The organism is Vibrio sp. CyArs1 (genome assembly GCF_022432925.1).
Lineage (GTDB): Bacteria > Pseudomonadota > Gammaproteobacteria > Enterobacterales > Vibrionaceae > Vibrio > Vibrio mediterranei.
Genome location: NZ_JAKRBO010000002.1, coordinates 1 through 20,842, shown reverse-complemented (window position 1 = coordinate 20,842; position 20,842 = coordinate 1). Strand labels below are relative to the sequence as shown.

Genomic DNA, 20,842 nt, shown 5'->3' with positions numbered 1-20,842 from the left:
TACCATAAGGATATGGATTGATGAGCAACACCTTTCCCACTCAGGCTATTCGCAAAACCCTTACTTTAGGCGCATTTGCTATTCTTAGTTTCTTAGCCCTATTTTTCTATACTCAACATTCCGTTGATAAAACCAAAAACCAATTGATTTCGCTTCAAAAGAGTATTCTTACCGCATCTAACGACATGCTAATGATGCGTCGTCACGAAAAAGATTTTATTGATAGAGTCGACCACATATATCTACAGAAAATGGAGACGGATTATCAAAACATTCTGGAGCAGCTAGGTTCGATCAATGCAACCATTATTAATTCCGGACTAAATACAGATTACGATGGGCAACAGGCATTATCCCATGTCGATGATTATGTTCAACGCTTCTACTTACTGGCTGATATTGTGTTGCTTATTCATGGTTCAGAGGGTGAAACCGGCCTTATTGATAATTTAAAGCAGAAGACGCTCGCATTCGAGTATGCCTTGATTCAAGCCAACTCAACACCACTTGATTACATTGCTCTAACAACCAAAGATTTAATGTACCAGTTCTTCGCCGAGTTTGACCCTACTGTTCTACCTAGAATTGAACGAACCCTCGTTCAAATGCAATCAGAGTTAAGCGCTCAGGAATCCTCATACGAACTCCTATATAGATTTCAGGAGTTTCGACTTGCTTTTTATGCTCTACAAAGCGCATACGAGAATTTTGGGTACTCCTATCAAGAGGGACAACTTGGTGAACTCAGAGCCACCATTCATAAACTGGAAGGCAAACTGAATACCTTGTTTAATATCTTACCAAAGCAGATAAACAGCGAAATCATTAAGCATGAGAATCATCAATCTCTTGCTACTATTTTGCTCATCGCTGCCATTGTTCTCATCCTACTTTATGTTGTTAGACAAACCTCTACCCTAGAGAAACAGCTGATTGATGCAAGAGAGCACGAAAAACAAGCGAATCAAGCTAAGAGCACATTTTTGGCCAATATGTCTCATGAGATTCGTACGCCCCTTAACGGTATTTTAGGTATGACTGAGATCCTCGGAGACTCCAAGCTTAGTGCCATCCAAAAAGATTACCTGACGACCATCAATGCATCATCTCAGACCTTACTCATGTTGATTAACGATATACTCGATCTTTCAAAAATCGAATCCGGGCATTTAGAGATTTGTCCTCACACGACAGCAATAAAAGAGACGATCTTTGATACCGCGGCACTAATCGCACCCAAAGCACAGCAGAAGCAAATCGATATTCTCATCGACATCGATCCAGAGATACCTGACTATGTGAAAGCCGACGAACAAAAAGTTCGCCAAACATTAATGAATTTAGCTTCCAATGCGATTAAGTTTACTGAAACAGGCAGCATCGCATTCTCTCTAAAGTTGAGAGCTCAGACAGAAGACAGTGTCACCATTGGCTTTTCCATCCAGGACACAGGGATAGGCATTGATGAAAAAAAGCAGAAGCACATTTTTGAAGAGTTTAAACAAGAAGATGTCGATACCTCGAAAGACTATGGCGGCACTGGTTTAGGCCTGGCTATTTGCGCAAAGATGGTGGAAATGATGGGTGGCAACATTCATCTTGAATCAATTAAAGGAAAAGGCTGTCACTTTTACTTTGACCTTGAATTCAGCCGCGACAGCCATAGTGTAAGTTATGAGCCATCGCTACATGTTCAATACTTCTCAGACTATCCAAATCCACTGTTGCTTTCGGAACTAGAACGTTACGGAGTGAAATACGTGCACGCTGCTGTATCAGACATCAACACGCTAGAACTCACTGTTGATACGATCATTATTCTTGATAGCAATGCCAACTTCTCTTCGGTTCAATCACAATTCAAAGAGCATGATATTGTCCTGTTGCGCGATAACAAAGAAACCGCGAATGCCAATGGATTACGGGTTTCTGCGTTTCTAACATCACCACTATTTGGTAACAGATTGATCAACAGCCTACGTAACCTTACGGCGACTAGAGCACCTACGACTAGAGCACCTACAGAGGTGACTAGCACCAATGACACCAATCTAAAATCGGAGAGAACCTTTAAAATCTTGGTTGTTGAAGATAATAAAGTAAACCAACAGATCGTTAGTTTAAATTTGAAGAAGCTATCTATTGACTTTGTGATTGCCAATAACGGTCAAGAAGCAGTTGAGATTTATCAACGAGACTATTCGACTATTGGACTTATACTTATGGACTGTATGATGCCCGTGCTTGATGGTTTTGAAGCCACCAAAGCAATTCGAGAGTTCGAAGCTGAGAATGCTCTTAAGCAAACTCATATTATTGCCCTAACCGCTTCGGTGCTCGATGACGATATTCAAAAGTGCTATCAAAGTGGCATGGATGACTATTTACCCAAACCTTTCAAACGCGAAGTGTTGATGGAAAAGCTAGACTCTAAGTTCCAAGCATCCTGTTAAACCAAGGAGTGTTTATGCTGAATAACTACATCGATGTCCTAAAGAACAACTATGCGAACTTCAACGGCCGAGCGACGCGCAAGCAATACTGGAGTTACGTGTTGGTCAGCTTTGTCATTGCCTTACTATTCAATATCATCGATAGAATCGTTGGTGCCGGTAGTGAGCAATTCGGGTTATTTGGTACGTTTTATTCTTTAGCTGTACTAGTACCAACATTGGCTGTGGGATGCCGACGACTACATGACACTGGTCGAAGTGGTTGGTGGTTATTCCTTTATTTGATTCCTTTGTTAGGCGCTCTCATTCTAGTCATCTTTTTCATTTTCAAGAGTGACCATGACAATGAGTACGGAGCCGCTCCTCCTTCACTTTAGTAAGTAGAAAAAGAGACTCACGCAGAGTCTCTTTCGATTTTTTGAGACCCTTATCAGGCCCCAATGATGCCGCCGTCTGTACGCGTAATCATCATTACAGATGAACGTGGTATAGAATTACCACCTTCAGGGAAATGTGATGGAGCAAGGTCTTCGCCAGGATGCTGCACACCAACAAACATCGTCTTATAGTCTGGAGAGAAGGTTAACCCTGTAATCTCACAAGCAATTGGTCCAGTCAGGAAACGGCGGATTTCACCCGTTTGTGGGTCACTACAAAGCATTTGGTTGTTGCCCATACCCGCAAAATCACCCTTGTTTGAATATTTGCCATCAGTTTGAATCCATAACCTTCCAGCGAGGTCAAAACCAATTCCATCAGGGCTATTGAACATGTTGTCCTTATTGATGTTGTCACTGCCAGCCATCAAACCAGCTTCGTGCACCTCAGGATTGCCCGCAAGTACATAAATATCCCAGTTAAACGTGCCTGCTGAGTGGTCACCTTTCGTCGGCTTCCAACGAACGATGTGACCATATGGGTTCTTTTCTCTTGGGTTTACTGCATTCAGTGGCTGTGAATCTTTAACACCGCGATGTTTATTGTTGGTCAACGTACAGAAGACCGACTGATTGTCCGGATGTACGGCTACCCATTCTGGACGATCCATTGTTGTCGCACCAACTTGGGTGGCTGCCTCTCGAGCAAAAATCATCACTGAAGCCGCATCAGGGAAGCCGTTTTCAGGTGTTAGACCATTCTTACCCCATGTAAGCTCCAACCACTCACCAGTGCCGTTCAATTCACCTTCTGTTCCAGTGAATTTAGCAACGTATAATGTTCCTTCTTCAAGGAGATCACGATTAGAATCTGCACCTGCTACGTATTTTTTCTTAGATATGAACTTATATAAGTGCTCACCACGTTCATCATCACCTAAATACACCACAACATGGCCATCATCATTGATCGTCAATGCCGCATTTTCGTGTTTGAAGCGGCCAAGAGCACTACGCTTTTTTGGGGTTGCATTAGGATTCATCGGATCAACTTCAACAACCCAACCATGACGATGCGGTTCGTTAGGGTCTTTAGCCATATCAAAACGCGTATCATACTTATACCAGTCATACCCTCTGTCTTTATTACCCAGACCATAACGCTTATAGCGGTCGCCTAATTCACTACCAGAAGTATTAGCGAAATAGCCATTAAAGTTCTCTTCGCAAGTTAGGTAAGTCCCCCACGGCGTTTGCCCATTAGCGCAGTTATTAAACGTACCGAGTATCTTCTTACCCGACTTATCAGCATTGGTTTTAAGCAGTTCATGACCGGCAGCAATACCCGTCATTTCCATTTCTGTGTACGCCGTGATTCGACGGTTTAGGCGGCCATCTACATTCACTTGCCACTTGCCATTGTTCTTTTCTAACTCAACAACCGACACCCCGTGTGCTGCCTGTGCTTTTCTAGCATCATCTGCTGAAATATTATTACCTTGATGCTCATAAAGGTACTCGTTGTTGGTGTACTCGTTATTCACAACAAGAACAGCTCTGTCGTTGGAAATTAAGAAAAACGTCATACCGTCATTGTTGTCACCAAATTGAAGTTCCTGTGCCTGCGCATTATTCGACTGGCTAAACGCCGGTGCACCTTTTCTGATAGCGTCACCCCAAGAGATCAATACATCTGCCTGATAACCTTCTGGTACTTCAACTGTATCGGTTGTTGAAATAGGAATAGCATCAAAGCCAATTAACTGCGATTTGCTTGGCATAGTGTTAGCAACAACCTGACTAATAGGACTCGCAGCAAAAAAGCCAGCCGTTCCAGCAGCCCCCGTTGCTTTTAGAAAACGACGACGCGACATAGCAGCTTCAACAAAACGATTGAATTCTGGTTCTTGGTCGAGTGCTCTTTGATCTGGAGTTCGATTAAAATGCTTCACTTTGACTTCCTTTCTACTAAAGAAAAGGCCATTAAATTGGCCGTTATTACTATTGTGGCCGCTATGATGCAATCAAATTATGACATCTCAGTTACAAATAACTAACACTTATATTATTAGAAGTTTCTTTATGGACGATTTGATGTCTGTATAAGTTAACCTCCCTACACAAACACTGCTATGAAATAGATATTGCTTTTAAGTACAGTATTACTCCAATAACAATCGAACACTAAACCTTAACAAATTGTGGATTTTTCTTTCCTTACTATTTGAAATGTCGCTGCTTTTGTCCGAGTCTTAATTGATATGGATAAGAAATGAGCTAGGTATGGACACAACATTCTCTTCAGGTATTCAGGGCATTAAAAAAGTGCTGCTGCCATCAGTGCTTATCAATATTCTTTCTCTTGCCGTGCCTTTAACGGTGCTACAGATTTATGACCGCATAATTCCAAACCAAAGTTACGGCACTGCGACGTTGCTACTAGCAGGCGCAACGATAGCGGTATTACTTGATGCTTTACTCAGATACGTTCGTTCTAGGGTACTGGCCGCAGAATCTTCCATGCTCGAACAACAACGTTACGCAGAAACAGTTCGGGCGTTAGCAACGTCACCTATTAAGGAAATTAAACAATTAAAAGTGGGAGGCGTTCAGAACGGATTAGAAGCTATCGCAAAAATCAAAGATCTCTATTCAGGGGGACTTCTATCTGGATTGATAGATATTCCTTTTGCGCTGTTGTTCCTATTTTTAGTTTACTATGTTGGCGGAAGCTTAGTAGCGGTACCTATTGTCGTATGGGCTATTACATTCAGCTTCGTCTGGCTGTCAGGTAAAAGAGCAAAACAACGAAGCTTAGAGCATGCCATTACCGAGGACGCAAGAGCGGGGTTTGTACTCAATCTCAACCGTAACATTCTTGGTATCAAACGTCAGGCAAATGAATATAAGACGTATGCAGCTTATAAGGGTATTAATCAGGAACATCGACTTACTCATTCAGAAGACGAACGAAAGAACGCCTTCGCTCAAGAATGCATCTATCTAGCCTCCTTGGGAACCTCCGTTATTTTAGTCATAGCCGGTGCCTCCCATGTTCTTTCTGGAGAACTAACAACTGGTGGGCTTGCTGCTTGTTCCATCTTGGCTGGCCGAGCGGTAGCGCCACTTAGCGCACTGACTAGTTTGAATATTCGTTATGCTAATATGCAAACCGCCATACAAAGCGTAAATGCGTTATTAAAACTCTCACCTCAAGACCAGAGCATAAGCGCTGCTTTACCATCTTTTTCATCACTACATATGAACAATCTAGCAATAAAGCGCTTCTCAAAAACCTATGTAATTAATGCCAGTATTTCTTCAGGCTCAATCTGTCAAATCACCTGTCCCGATAAGGAAGCAGCTAGCCACTTTCTCACTACAATAGGAGGGGCTAATCAGGAGCATGCCGGTCAGTTCTTGTTAGATACCAACACAACTTCTGCTTTGTCGCGCCAATATTCGAGCTCTTACATAGGGTCTCGTTCTTCAATTCTTCAAGGCTCTATTTTAGACAACTTATGTGGGTATAAGCCCGAGCTTTCTGAACGCGCCTTAGCATACAGTAAGTCACTTGGCTTGTATGACGTGCTAACTCAGCTACCGGATGGTTTCGAAACCAAACTGGGGGATCTTCCGACTATACCGTTAAGCCACAGCAGTATCCGCTTAATCAACATTTGTTTTCAGCTCGCTCGCCCTACCTCCATTATTTGTATTGATTTACCTGAATTGGACTTAGACATAGATACTTGGCCTAAGTTAGCAGAAATCATCCAAACAGAAGCGAACAACGGCCGAACCATATTTCTAGTCAGTTTTAATCACACTTTTACCTCTATATGTGACAACACGATCTTATTGCAGCTTGATGCGAACGCTGAGCAAGGAGAGAACAATGAATAATATTGAAACAGCCTCATTGTTGTCACTCAGAGCACTTGAAGTGAACAGCAACGTCGATGTGTTCGCTCATCAATGGGTAGAAGAAAATGGCCTCGATAACTTAGAAGACTATTTGAGTATGCTCGACCGACTCAATGTGCCTTATCGAATCGTCAATGCACAGCAACAGCTTCATACGAAATCTTATAAAGTGGCAGTTTTGGTCACCGACCAACAACTGATAATCGCTCAACCCAAGGACCAAGTCTTATTCGAAGTAACCAATGACACCCCTTTTTCATCACAAGATTTAAAACAATTCAGCATCGCGATCTTACTAGAGGGCTCACCTCCTGATAAACCCGACCCCAACTGGATGGGCACAAGGTTGGACGCTTACAAAGCGGTGGTCCCAAAAGTTGCGTTAGCGAGTTTGTTTTCTAACTTATTCGCACTGGCGATTCCTTTCATCACAATGTCTATCTACGATCATGTCATTGGTGGTGATGCAGCCCACGAACTACAGGGAATTGCAATAGGTGCAGGCATTCTGTTTTTCATGCTTTGGTTGCTTAGAGTGGTACGAAGCCAGACGTTAACCACTGTCGCCAATCGAATAAGTCGCGAAATTTCCGATGCGCTCATTAAAAAGCTACTGACCGGAAGTTATAACGTTTGTAAGGCAACCCCTCAACAAAGCCAAATCAATCAATTGAGTTTTGCGGATAGAGTCGCAGGGGTTCTCGCTGGCCCTCTAGGAAACGCGCTATTTGATATCCCATTTGTCCTGCTATTCATCATAGCGATTGCTATATTGGGAGGTTGGTTAGTCATCGTTCCTATTGTCGCCCTCGGTCTGTATTACGTGGTCGCTCGCAGTAGTATCAAAAATTCAGCTTTAAAAGCCAATCAATCCACCATTGCAGGAACCAACCGCCAAATGCTCATAGCCGAGCTATCTACCCACCTCGGTTTTATGCGTAGTGGCCAACTACTAGAAGGTTGGTTGTCTCGATTTGATAAAGCAAACCACTTAGCCGCTCAGAATGGCTTCAAACAGACAGTACACCAAGCGAAATACACATCGATTTACTACGCCATAGGCGTGACCTCGACGCTCGCTGTCGTTGGTTTGGGCATCGATTTGATTTTTAACCAAGTGATGTCGGCTGGTGGACTGATCGCAACCATGATGTTGATTTCCCGAGTAACAGGGCCGGCCCAAACCCTCGCTAACAGCGCTTTTAGGCTTCAGCAGCTTAAGCAAACACAAATGACGATCAATCGAACGCTCACTCTAAATTCGGAAGAAGCATATCGATATCAACATCATACTTTGCCAAGTTCACCGCCACGGATTGAACTCGACCAAATTACTCTCCGCTATGCTAAACAGGCTAAACCGGCTCTTAGTGGAGTAAGTGCAGTCATAGAGCCAGGAGAAATCATAGCCATTACAGGGCCCTCTAACAGTGGTAAAACAAGCCTTATCGACACTATCGCAAGTTTCCAACCAGTGCAAAACGGTGTCGTTAATATCAACGGTATTAACTTAAGCCAATACGCGCCATTGCTCTATCGCCATTGGATGTTCTACAAAGCTGCTCATCCTCAAGTGCTCCTGACTAACATCCGTGAATGGTTCTCGGATAAACAAGAGATACAAGATGCAGAAATTATCCATGCTATTGAGCAAGCAGGTGGTAAAGATTGGCTTAACTCATTACCAGCTGGACTTGATACCAAACTCACCGAATTCTGGCCTGCCAGTATGTACGATTTATTGTCACGTTATGAAGCTAGAATGTTGATTGCTGCAAAAGCCCTCGCCATTCATTACCCTCTCTATTTGCTCGATAACCCTCTTCATGACTTGTCACCTAAGTCCGTTGAACTGTTTAAGACCTTCCTTAATAAAAAAAGAGGTCACTCTACAATTCTATTCAGTTCACAAGATCCCGAGTTAATTAAGCTAGCAGACAAAGTTATCGTCTTAAACCAAGGCGCTGTCGCCTACTTTGGTGCCCTGAACGAAGAGAACAATAGTGACAGCACAATGGAGGTCGCTGCCAATGAATAAATCTCAGTATGCTGAAGCAATCGAATCACAACAGACCAAGAAGCTATTGTCTGTAATCACTTATTCAATCGCCTTGTGTGTGATTGCATTTGGTACTTGGTCAGCTGTAACTCAAGTTGATGAAATTGCCAAGGCAAAAGGCACGGTCGTCCCAGAAGGTGAGCGTCAGGTCATTCAAAGTGATATTGGTGGCAAATTGAAAACCATTTCTGTCGCAGAAGGCGATATGGTCGAAGAGGGTCAAGTGTTGGTTGAGTTTGATGCGACCTTCCAAACAACAGCCTTGGAGGAATTGAAAGCTCAACAAGCTTCTCTCAATTTAACGATAGAAAGATTATCTTCACTTATTGACGAGCGCGAGCCTAATTTTGATTTATACCAAAGCCAATATCCAGAACTCGTTGCACAGCAGAGAGCTCAGCGCAGCGCGCAAATTGCTCTTTACTATCAAAAACGGATAGTGCTAGAAAAAGAGGCGGAGCAAATCGCAGAACAATTACGCAGTACAGAAAAAGCCATTCCAGCTTACGAACGCCAGTTAAGCGCGTCAAAACAAGAGCTCAGCATACTTCAAAAAGGACAAAAAAGCGGTAATATTTCAAGACTTCGTGTTCTTGAAATGCAGCAAAAAGTAGCCTCTATTGAACAGCAAATTGAAGAAGCGAGGGGTAAAAAAGCTCTGCTAATCAAACAGGCAGATTCTAATGATGAAAAGATCTCCCAGTTGCTCGCAGAAGCCAAAGTCGAGGTAGCCGATCAGCGCTCGAAAGCTGCCTCTGAACTCTCTGCACTAGAAGCTCGTGTTCGCTCTGGAGAAGCGAAGCTGACTAATACTGTTTTGACGTCACCACTACAAGGTTTAGTTCAAAGTATACCGAGTACAAAAGTTGGTGCTGTAATTCAGCCAGGGGGAACCGTGGTCGAAATCGTGCCAATTGGAGGCACGGCAGACTTTAAAGCTCAGTTATCTCCGAGAGATATAGGTTTTGTTAACGAGGGACAAAGTGCGAGAGTCAAAATTGATGCCTACGACTATAGTCGATTCGGAGCTCTTAAAGGTATCGTAGAGTCCATCTCCCCTACAACCAGCAAGGATGAGAAAGGCAATATCTTCTACGAAGTCACCATTGCAGTCGAGAAGCCCTACTTTAGGGACGACCCAGATAGATTTGCGTTGTTACCGGGAATGACCGGTGAAGTGGATATCACCACTGGCGAAAAAACGGTGTTCCAATATCTGTGGAAACCGATATTCACAAATATCAGCCGTGCCTTTGGTGAGCGATAATCTTCTCAATCATTAATATTCGCTAGTTTGACTAACGCCCTTGATGAACAAGGGCGTTTTGTTGTTAGCGAGTCGGATCATCTGGTAACGTTGGATCTTGCATATCTTGATGGTCACTATCGATATCTTGGAAGTGCTCAATATCACTTTGAGCACCATGATGCGCCACATCACTTTGATGTTCGGTCGTAATATCATGCTGCTCCGCGTCATCAAGAACAATATCAAGATCATCAGGCAACGCGCTTTGCTCGATAGGCTGAAGCCCCTCTTGCTGAGTAATGCCTAATTTATCCAGATAGTTTGAAGCATCATGTTGCTGATGATCATCATTACCCGACGTCGCATCGCTAATTCCTAGCGCAGACATTATCGTTAGAGACTCTCCATCCGCTACCGCGTTATCGTCCATCGGCTCATCATTCAGAACCGGAGGTGGAGGCGGCGGCGGTGGGTTGATATGGCTATGTGTGTGTCCTTGAAGGTCTTCAGTCGTAACAGCACTTACCCCTGTTGCTGAGTTGTGGGTTGTCACTTCCGTTGCAAAGTAGTGATGGCTGCCACTTATAGGCTGAGATGAAACCAGCGTAACATGTCCGTTTGTAGGCACGGTGTAACTGCCATCTGGGTTTGCGTGAATCGTATGTCCAGCACTTTGCAAAGTGACATGAGTTTGCAAATGCGTTATCCGGATATCCGTGACAGTTTCATCATGAGAAGACAGCTGAGCTTGGATGCTTACATCACATTCATAATGCCCCTGGCTTTGAACAGGAAAGTTCGCAGGAAGGTGCCCTTTTAGTACAGTGCCATCACCCAGAATGATGTTTTCAATACTTTCTATCTCCATCTCTTCATGCCCATCACTGAGCTTTTCACCATGGTCACGCAAGCGTGGTGCGTTTTGGCGATTATAGGCACCAAGGATTAGCGTGTCTGAACCATGCCCCCCCTCAATCTCCTTGTCTGTAAGGCTACCGCCGATATAAAGAATGTCATTACCACTCTTCAGTTCGGCTTCTTCTGTTAAGCGCCCTTGCACAATAATAATGTCTGAGCTGCCATGCCCATTTATCTCATGGTGCCCGCTCGCCGTTGTGGCGGACTGCCCTATACGGTGAGCGTAATCTCGGACTGTGGTGGCAGTTATGGTTGGGGTTACATGACGAGCATGCCGAGCATCAACAGACACACTGATTGTCGGTGGCGTGTAAGGCACAGGGTCAGTATGACCATTAATGGTCATAGTAACTTGTTGGCTGGTTTTCCCACCATGCCCATCATCCACCAGCACAGTAAAAGTGTCGTGCAGCACATCACCATCATTTAACGCGTTAACGCGTGAGTTAGCATTGTCGAGATGATATGTCCAAGTATTACTATGACTATCTAGTTGTACCGAACCATAACTCGCGCCATGACTTGGATCTAGGCTCAAACTGAGCGTATCCCCATCGGTATCTTGAGTCGTCAGTTGTCCGGTTGAGGTTAAGTTGCCATCTTCGGTCACCACGTGTCTGCTGGTACTTTGACCTGGTAGCACTTTTTCTGAAACCGTAGGGACGTCATTGGTTCCGGTGACCGTTATCACTATGTCATGCGTGGTGCCATCTTTTGCTTGGACTGTAATGGTTTCTGTATCCGTCTCGCCTTGCTTAAGCTGCTGTACAATGGGGTGCTGGTTGTAAAGGTCGTAGGTCCAGTGTCCACTACTATCAATATGCGCATGCCCATATCCTTTACTACCGACAATACCCACACCGCCTTGCACCGCAATAAAACCTTGCGTGCCATCAGGGTCAGCCACATTTAAGACCCCAGCTGTTTGGGTGTGAAGATCCTCTTGAGTTCGACCCGTTGAATCACCTGTGAATACTGCAGGGTCAGGAACTGCGACAATATTAATTAGGTACATTCCAGGCTTAGAGTCAGTATGCCCATCGTTTGCCGTAAATCTAATGCCCCCTAAGCCACTCGTATTAACACTATGGTAGTTCGGTGTTGGGGTATAGATTAATGAAGCCAAATCCGCAGCGGCTACGTCATCACCAACAGAAATTGCCTGCCCGTTGAGTGTCAGTGAACCATGAGCGATGCTGGTAATGGTAATGTGATGCAGTGAATCCCCATCAACATCTGCGTATTTGAAGTCGGCTTTGGTAAAGCTGTGAGGTGTATCTTCCAGTAAACTGGTAAAGCTTGAACCAACCGTCGGCGCATCATTGATCGCGTTCACATCGATGACCATGGATGCACTCACCGAGTCTTGATGGCCATCATTCGCACTGAACTCAAAATGCGCATAATTAGCGCCGCTCTGATTTTGTATTGGTGTGAAGGTTAAATGACCCGCGTCTAGGTCTGCTTTAGAAACTTGTTGATTGGCAGTGACAGCCACACCATTCAAGGTTAACAGACCGTGGGAAGGTAACTGAGTAATCGTGATGTGGTTTAGTGCATCATGATCAGCATCTTGGTAGCCAAACTCTGCTGCGGTGAAAATATGACTTTGGTCTTCATCGCTTGTGACCGTTTGTGGTGTCACCGTTGGTGCATGTTGAGCTGGCGGCTTAACCTCTATGGATAGCGTATTTTGCGAGGAATCATTAACTGGGGTACCGCCATCGTCTCCGACTCGATATACCATGTTGGGTACTTTCCCAGCGAAGCCCGTTTCAGGAGTAAAGATGTAGTGACCATTAGCTTCAATAGCCAGTGTGCCAATTCCCGCTATGGCATGAGAGTGACCTGGAGTGACAGCCACGTAATTCCCCGACACAGGGTCTTGTATCTGAATATCTTGAAGAACAAGGTGGGCATTAGTGTCTGAATCTGTCGCCGCAGCCGCTGCGCCTTGTGAGGTGCCTACACCAGAAATGAGATTACCTTCAATGGGTCCCGTGTTTTGGACGCCAGAGTCCGTGAAACTATGTATCGTTGGTTTATCCGTCGAACCACTAATGGTCACTGAAATCGAATGTTTAGTGCCGTCTATTGAGGTAATCTCGATACTATCGGTTAAGGTCTGGCCGTTATCTAAATCTTGAATGTTTGAATCGCTGTTGTCGGCAGTATAGACCCATGTACCATCTGGTTTAATCAAGAAGTGACCATAGGTACCATCTTGCGAAATTTGGTTCTGACCTTTAAGATCTAGTGCCGCTTCGCCTTGTCCGTCAACATCAGAGATCACAAGGCTTCCACGACAAAATAGTGCATCTTGAATAGTGGTTGAACCGACAAATCGAGTGTTGTGTTGCAGGTTAGTATCTTCAACAAGGCTTGCTGAATCGCCAGTAAATGTTGCCGCATCATTAACGGCAGCTAAGTTCATTGTGGCGGACGTCGATACTGAAGCACCATGTTCATCTTTGACCTCATAAGTAAACTGTACCTGTCCGTGATAATTTTTCTCTGGTGTGAAACTGAAGGTTCCATCTAAGTTATCGACTACCTGCCCATGATCAACACTCAAGTTGTGCACACTCAACTGACTGTGGTCATCAACATCACTGGCATTCGCGAGTAAATCCGCCGCGTTCAATGTGACTGGCGTGTCTTCTGTGCCTTGAGATAAGCTCACCGCGGAAGTCACGACAGGAGTGTCATTAGTACCGTGTACGGTCACTGTAATGGTTTGCTGAGCGGTTCCATCAATCGACTCAACCGTAAAGGTTTTCTGGTAGCTTTGTCCTTCGCCTAAATGTTGTAGCTTGGCATTGTCAATTGTGTACTGCCATCCGCCGCGAACATTGATAGAGAAATGTCCCCCTTCTGGCGTATCAAAACTCTGAGTAACGAACCCCGCTTGACCATGGTCGGGGTCGATAACATGTAAATTTCCACCGCTCCAAACTTGATTTGGCGTACTTCCCGGTGAAAGGTTATCTTCATAAGCATGATTATCTAATGACGAATATTGTCCAACGACAATACGAGCTTGATCATCTTCCCCAATAACTTTAACGATGATGTTGAGTTTCTGACCATCACTGGTTCTGACCTGATAAGGGATCTCCATCGATTCCCCTTTATGAAGGCTATCGATCAAATCATCGGCATGTCGATTACGAGCTGATTCCAGTCGGAACTGATAAGAACCATCAGGCCAAACAGTTAGATCTCCTGGAGCATAACCTTGTCCCATATATCGACCGCTAAAGGCAAATTGAGTGTGATCACCCGTGTCGGGATCCGTAAGTTGTAAGTTGCCATGGTAAATCGACGTTTTACTTAATAAGGCTTCAGACTCTGACATTTGGATAACATTGGATGTCAACACTGCTTTGTCATCGGTACCTTCAATCGTTAAAGTTGCCGACTGCGGTGTCTGCCCTCCATGCCCATCATTAACAAGATAGCTTACTACGACTTGCTGGGCTTGACCTACGGCAAGATGCTGAAAAGTTGAGTGTGTTGCATCAACAATCACAGAATGTCCATCTGCACCTAAAACCAAACCGTCAGGCAGACTAGTCGTTGCGGTAGCACCATCGACTGAATATTTGATTTGGGATACAGACAATGCATCCCCTTCTTTGTCTGTTGCGCCAGTTAAAAGATCAACGGAGTGATTATTGGTTGAGTCCTCTTTGATACTATCAGTAATAGGTTGAACCTCAGGGCGGTCGTTGACTGCAGCTAATGTCGTGTTTGCTCCTGTATGTGTAATTCCGCCATGCCTGTCAGCAACATCGTAAGTAAAATGAACGGTACCGTTGTAATCATGATCTGGATTGAAGGTGAAACTGCCATCCGAATTAGCGGTAATACTACCGTGGTCTACCGTAAGATTTTGAGCGTGCAGCCAACCCCTGTCGTTTGAATCGGCATCTGTAGCGTTGGCGATAAGTTGTGCCTGTGTAACATGTATTGACGAGTCTTCTTTACCAGACGGTAAAATCACCTCACCACTCACTACGGGCACATCGTTATTACCACGTACAACAACCGATACACTTTGTGAAACCTTACTGCCATCAGTAGACACGGCCTCAATAGTAAAGTGCTCCCAGTATTCGTCTCCGTCACCTAGTTTTGTCGCTTTGCTCTGGTCAACGTCATAGTGCCATTGGCCATCGGAACTTAAATGGAACGAACCATACTGACCACTAACGCCACTTGTAGGTGTTGCTGTCCAGCTCACGGAGTCATGAAGGTCAGTATCATGTGCCGTCACGCTACCTGCAACAAAGGCGCCTGTTTGAGCATTCTCTACAACATGACCAAGCTCCGATTTAGAATCAATGACGACCCCATCCTCACTACCACTTACTTTGACGGTAATAGGAAATTCAGTGCCGTCAGTGGCGATTAACTTGATCGATTCGGTAAGTGATTCACCGTGCTTTAACTCTTGAACGTGAACATTAGAGTTGTCGCCAATATAGCTCCATGAATGCTCACCCGCATGCGGCCCACTCACTAAGGTATGAAACTGAAACTTACCAAACGGAGTGGTCACATCTAGGTCACTGCCCAGATTCCACGTATATTGCTGTCCAGCAAATTCAACCGTTACTTGTGTATTCGGGCTGTCCACGTCTGTGATTTGTAACGTTTGCCAGTCGACAGCATCCATGATGTTTACATTTGTCGACATGTGAGTGGCAACATCTTCCGTAGCAGTGCCATGGTCAGCACCTGTAATAGTGGTTTTGTCGTCCACTGCGGCAAGAGTAGTATTTGCTCCCGTGTGTGTTGTTCCTCCGTGAGCATCTACAACATCATAAGTAAAGTGTACCTGTCCGCTGTAATCTTTGGTGGGTGTGAACGTAAAAGTACCGTCTTGATTATCTCTGATAGAGCCATGGTCAACTTGAAGATTGTCCACGTGCAACTTACCCGCATCACTACTATCAACGTCCATACTATTGGCCAACAACTGCGCTTGAGTGATCGTTTGTACCAGATCCTCTTTTCCGGAATTGAGTTGCACCTCTCCAGAAGCAAACGGAGAGTCATTATCACCGTGGATGGTAATAACAACATCATGAGTCGTGCCATCCGCACTTCGGATGGTAATGGTATCGGTCAGGTTTTCGCCTGTATTGAGTTCATCTATTTTGCGACCTACCGCGCTATTGCCTACATCAACGCTATAATACCAATCACCGTCAGGCTGGAGTATTAAACGGCCATACTGACCAAAATACTGATAGGTCGGAGCATTGTTATCAAAGTGTGCCTCGCCAGAATCATGATCAACAATGTCTAGTTTTCCTGAGGTATGTATCGAATCATTCCATAAGTGAGAAATAATACCCCTCTGATAATCAGGAGAGCGATCGGCATAGGTTGACTCGTAGACATCTCCACTATCAGCACCAGTAATCTGCGCTGCATCATTGGTGCCTGTTACAGTGATATTGAGATCTTTAGTCGCGCTTGCTCCATGCTCATCCGTGACGGTAACTGGAATGGTGAGAATCTGAGTCTGGCCTTTCGCTAAGTGGTCGTAGCTCGCATTGGTTGGATCAAACGTGTAGCTACCATCAGCATTGAAAGTTAGCCCATCCACAGACTTGGCAATGGAGTAGACTAATGTCGCACCGTGGTCGATATCACTTCCCTGCATCTGACCATTGAGCAGCGAACCATCTTCATTCACCGTTTGGGTTTGCGCCACAAGAATCGGTGTATCGTTGGTACCTACGATATCGACAGTAATCACATGGGTGTCACCGCCAAGTGTTTGCACCTGATATTGAACGTGCTTCGTTTCACCTTGCGCTAAATGTTGTAGGTTGCCATTCGGGACGCTGTAAATCCAACCTCCCGCTTTGTCTATTGAAAGGCTGCCGCCATATGGATCACTAATCGCGTGAGCATTCAAGGTATGATGGAAGCCACGTTGACCGATGTCCGGATCTATTACATTAAGAACACCACCAGTAAATACTGTATGTCTTGCGTCGCCTTGCACGTGAAGATCTTCTGTCACTGAGCCAGTGCTTTGGCCAGTAATGATTGCCGCATCATCGGTGCCCTTAACGAGTATTTCCACTTTTTGAGCCGCACGGGAACCATCACTGGAGATAGCGACAATGTTAAATGCCTCTGCCTTCCCATCACCACTTCTCAATGAGTCAACTTTTGAAGCATCCAAGTCATAATGCCAATGCCCAGCTGGATCGACGTAAAAGGTACCATAGCTGCCTGCTTGAGATGACGCAGAGCCTGTTAATTCAAAAGAGACATGATCGCCCTTATCGAGATCGTGCGCCTGAAGCATACCAACAACAGTCGTTTTGATATCTTCAACTGCCGTTCCTATAGCCGCTGTTAGCGCATCTGGAGTGTCAATAATGACATGATCGTCTTGACCTTGGATGGTCGCTGTTACTGGAATTCGAGTACCATCTTTTGTGATGAGCACCATAGTGTCCTGAAGCTGCTGCCCGGTCTTCAGTCCTTGTATTTCTGAGCTAGTATTATCGGCAGTGTAGCTCCATTTGTTGTGACCGTCGGTGCTATGTGTCGTTGAGAAATAACCATGGTTTGCAGTCAGGCTCATGCCAAAATCTGCTGGCACTGCATGCTTGATACCATTAACTTCGATAAAAGCGACTTCTGCCTCTGAAGCACTATCCACATCGGTGACATCTAAATTCGTCCAACCAGACCAGAGTTGCCCAGCGGTACCAGATCGCAGGTGATCCTCTGTCACCGAACCTGAATCTTGTCCAGCAGCCAGTACACTTGCGTCATTGGCGGATGCAAGATCGAACGACGCACCTGTCGGTGTAGAACCGCCATGGGCATCATGAATGTCGTAACTGAAATGGATTTTACCGTGATAGTTCAGTTCTGGCGTGTAAGTATAGGTTCCATCATGGTTATCGCGGATAGAGCCATGGTCAGCAAGCAAGTTGGCGACCCTCATCAATCCTGCATCGTTACTGTCAACATCAACAGCATTCGCCAGCAAATCAGCCTTGGTGAAGGTTTGGCTGACGTCCTCTTTGCCAGACTGCAAGGTAACTTCTGATGAAACGTAAGGAGCATCATTATCCCCGTGTATGGTGATAATGATGTCGTGAGTAGTTCCATCTTTGGAATGAACGGTGACCGTATCGGTGAGAGTTTCCCCTTGACCCAACTGGTCGATTGTTGAGCCTACTGTGGTCTTGGTAGAGCCTAAGTGCCAATCGTGAGTACCCGCAGCAACGGCATAGTCCCAATGCCCATCTGGGCGAAGAAGTAAGTGCCCATATTGACCGCTATATGAATACACTTTGCCATTGGGGTCAAACTCGCTTTCACCAGAATCAGGATCCACAATCGTCAGTTGACCGCTTGTTGTCAGAGAGTCTTGACCAATAACCCCAATGCCGGGCTGTGCGTAGTCAGGAGACTTATCCTGCCCTGCTTGATTCTCATGTACATCACCAGTATCCACGCCTCCAATAACCGCGGCATCTCCTTTACCTTGGAGGTTTATGGTCAAGTTTTGCGTCGAGCTTGCACCATATTCATCGGTCACCGTCACCGGAATATCTATGATCTTGTGCTCACCGTCTTTGAGCTGTTGATAGCTAGTATGAGAAGGGTCAAACGAGTAGCTGCCATCAGCGTTAAATGTCAGCCCATCAACAGAGTGAGCTATCGAATATGTGAGCGTCGCACCGTGGTCAATATCTCGGCCTTGCATCTGTCCATTAAGACTGCTTCCATCTTCTGTCACTGACTGTGTTTGTGCGCTGAGTGTTGGCGCATCATTAGTGCCGTGTATATTTACTTCAATCGTAAACGTTGTCCCATCTTTAGCTCGAACCACGCATTGATCGGTAAGCACTTCACCTTGACTTAATGACTGAACTTGAGGCTGATGGTCTCGGATCGTATAGGTATAGTGACCATCGCGCATCAACAGAATATGGCCGCCAAGCTTGGTATCATAGCCTATGCCGTTATAGGTTTGCGGGCCGTAGTTAATATCAAATTCCGCTTCCCCTTGATCGGGGTCGACGATGTCGAGTTTACCTTCAAAGTGAAGCTCATCATGGGTATCGATATACCCTCTATCTTCTGTAACTCCCGCTAAATGATGGTCGGTTGATGCGTAGCTTATTTGTGCATTATCTGACACCGGCTTGAGTACCGAGTTCGCTGAGGTGATAACGCTTCCACCATGTCCATCATGGACTTCGTAGTTAAAACGCACTGGTCCGTTATAGTTGAGTTCTGGGGTAAATGTGAACGAACCATTGTGATTATCTGTAATGGTGCCAGCGGAAGAACCGTCTGCCTTGAGTGCAATAAGGTTGGACACTGATAGATGTCCCGCATCATTTGCGTCTACATCCGATGCATTGGCAAGCAAGGCGGCGCTACTGATGATATAAGGCTTGTCTTCATTACCAGGCGGCAATGTCACTGTCGAGGAAACTTCAGGATCATCATTGGTACCATGTACCGTCACAGTAATGACTTTTTGCGCAGAACCATCTTTTGATTCAACGGTAAATTGCTCTTGGAAGCTCTCCCCCTTGCCCAACTGCTGAATCGCAGGCAAGCTGTTGTCAATGTGGTACTGCCACATGCCCGTTTCTGTCACCGTGAAGTGACCTCCGTGGGCCGACACGAATGTTTGAGGCTTCAATTGATCGTCGTCATGGTCAGGGTCAATAGCCTTAACGATACCCGTTGCAAATAGCTCTGAAGGGTATGCCGGAGACGTCATCGAGTCTTCGTGTAAGTGATTGTCTGTCGTACCGTAATTAACAACAATCTGAGCGCTATCTTCTTCACCATGAATGGTCACGGTGACAGGTTTTGTTTGCCCATCGGCGGTCTTCACATTGAAGGTTTCGGTGATACTCTCACCAGGCTTCAATGCTGCCACCGTTTTTTGAGCATTGGCAGTACCGACGTAGTTACCTTGAAGAAAGTACTCGTAGTGCCCATCAGCACGTAGCGCAAGAGAACCCAATCGAGAGCTAGATTGATAGATCATATCGACGAACTGAGGATTGTCGGTAGTATCAATATCCGTTAGTTGAAGAGCTCCTTTGATAGAAGTGCCGTGATAGGTGTGCTCGGCAACAGCTTCACCGATATTTATTGAGCTCGAAACCAGCTGCGCTTTATCGTCGGTACCAACAATTTTTACAGTGACACTTTGAGGCGTTGAAGCTCCGTGACTATCCGTGACTTTGTAACTCAGCTCAAACGTCGCAACCTCACCTTGCGCAAGATGCTGGAATGTAGAACTTGATGGGTCAACCTGCAAATGACCATTAACTATGCCAAAACCGTCAGGAAGCCTCTCTATATGACCATTCACTTTAACTTGAAAAAGGCTACCCACACTTAGCGCGTCACCATCCACATCTTGAGCTTGGGATAATAAGTTGATGTCAAGGTGTTGAGACTGGTCTTCATGGAACTGAGCGGTTATTGGAGTTACTGTCGGCTTATCGTTAGTTCCTTCGATAACAAAGGACAGCTCTTTTTGATCTTGCCCACCCGCAGTATCAGTTACAATGACAGTGGTTTTCACAGTCTTTGTGTCGCCAACTGCTAAATGTTGGTACGAGGCATGACTAGGATCGAAGGTATAACTGCCATCTGAGTTGAATGTCAGGCCATCAATTGAGTTTGAGGTGGTGTACGTCAGTAAGTCTTGGTCAACATCGGTAGCGACCATTTGACCATAGAAAACCGCGCCATCTTCTTTAAATGACTGCGACTGCCCTGCCATCATTGGCAAGTCGTTCGTACCCGTAATGGTAAACTTGAGCTCCTCTCGATGCGA

General features: G+C 45.3%; 7 protein-coding genes. 5 read left to right on the top strand and 2 right to left on the bottom strand.

Annotated features, from left to right (window positions below):
- Positions 1-20 precede the first annotated feature (20 nt).
- Both MMA19_RS06785 and MMA19_RS06780 read left to right on the top strand, forming a co-directional pair.
- Positions 21-2,453 carry an ATP-binding protein gene (locus MMA19_RS06785; protein WP_240205857.1) on the top strand — a complete coding sequence of 811 codons (2,433 nt, stop codon included), beginning with the start codon at positions 21-23 and terminating at the stop codon, positions 2,451-2,453.
- Positions 2,454-2,467: 14 nt separating this feature from the next.
- The gene (locus tag MMA19_RS06780) at positions 2,468-2,830 is read left to right on the top strand and encodes a DUF805 domain-containing protein (protein ID WP_051647556.1); all 363 of its coding nucleotides are present in this window, start codon (positions 2,468-2,470) and stop codon (positions 2,828-2,830) included.
- A gap of 53 nt (positions 2,831-2,883) precedes the next feature.
- Here the strand turns inward: MMA19_RS06780 and MMA19_RS06775 are convergent, their stop codons facing one another.
- Positions 2,884-4,704: a PhoX family phosphatase gene (locus tag MMA19_RS06775; protein ID WP_240206165.1), complete on the bottom strand. Its 1,821-nt coding sequence runs from the start codon at positions 4,702-4,704 to the stop codon at positions 2,884-2,886.
- Positions 4,705-5,113: 409 nt separating this feature from the next.
- Between MMA19_RS06775 and MMA19_RS06770 the strand changes: the two genes are divergently transcribed.
- From MMA19_RS06770 to MMA19_RS06760, 3 genes are read left to right on the top strand one after another with little or no spacing between them, the layout of a single operon-like run.
- Complete coding sequence (locus tag MMA19_RS06770; RefSeq protein ID WP_240205856.1) at positions 5,114-6,736, top strand: ABC transporter transmembrane domain-containing protein; 1,623 nt, start codon at positions 5,114-5,116, stop codon at positions 6,734-6,736.
- Positions 6,729-8,795, top strand: coding sequence for an ABC transporter transmembrane domain-containing protein (locus tag MMA19_RS06765; RefSeq protein WP_240205855.1), 2,067 nt, complete (start codon positions 6,729-6,731; stop codon positions 8,793-8,795). Before MMA19_RS06770 ends, MMA19_RS06765 begins: the two co-directional genes overlap by 8 nt.
- Positions 8,788-10,083, top strand: a complete 1,296-nt coding sequence (locus MMA19_RS06760; RefSeq protein ID WP_198557776.1) for an HlyD family type I secretion periplasmic adaptor subunit — start codon at positions 8,788-8,790, stop codon at positions 10,081-10,083. The genes MMA19_RS06765 and MMA19_RS06760 overlap by 8 nt, the downstream gene beginning before the upstream one ends.
- A gap of 64 nt (positions 10,084-10,147) precedes the next feature.
- Here MMA19_RS06760 and MMA19_RS06755 read toward each other — a convergent pair.
- Positions 10,148-20,842: VCBS domain-containing protein (locus MMA19_RS06755; protein WP_261359881.1), on the bottom strand; the 10,695-nt coding region annotated here is incomplete at its 5' end.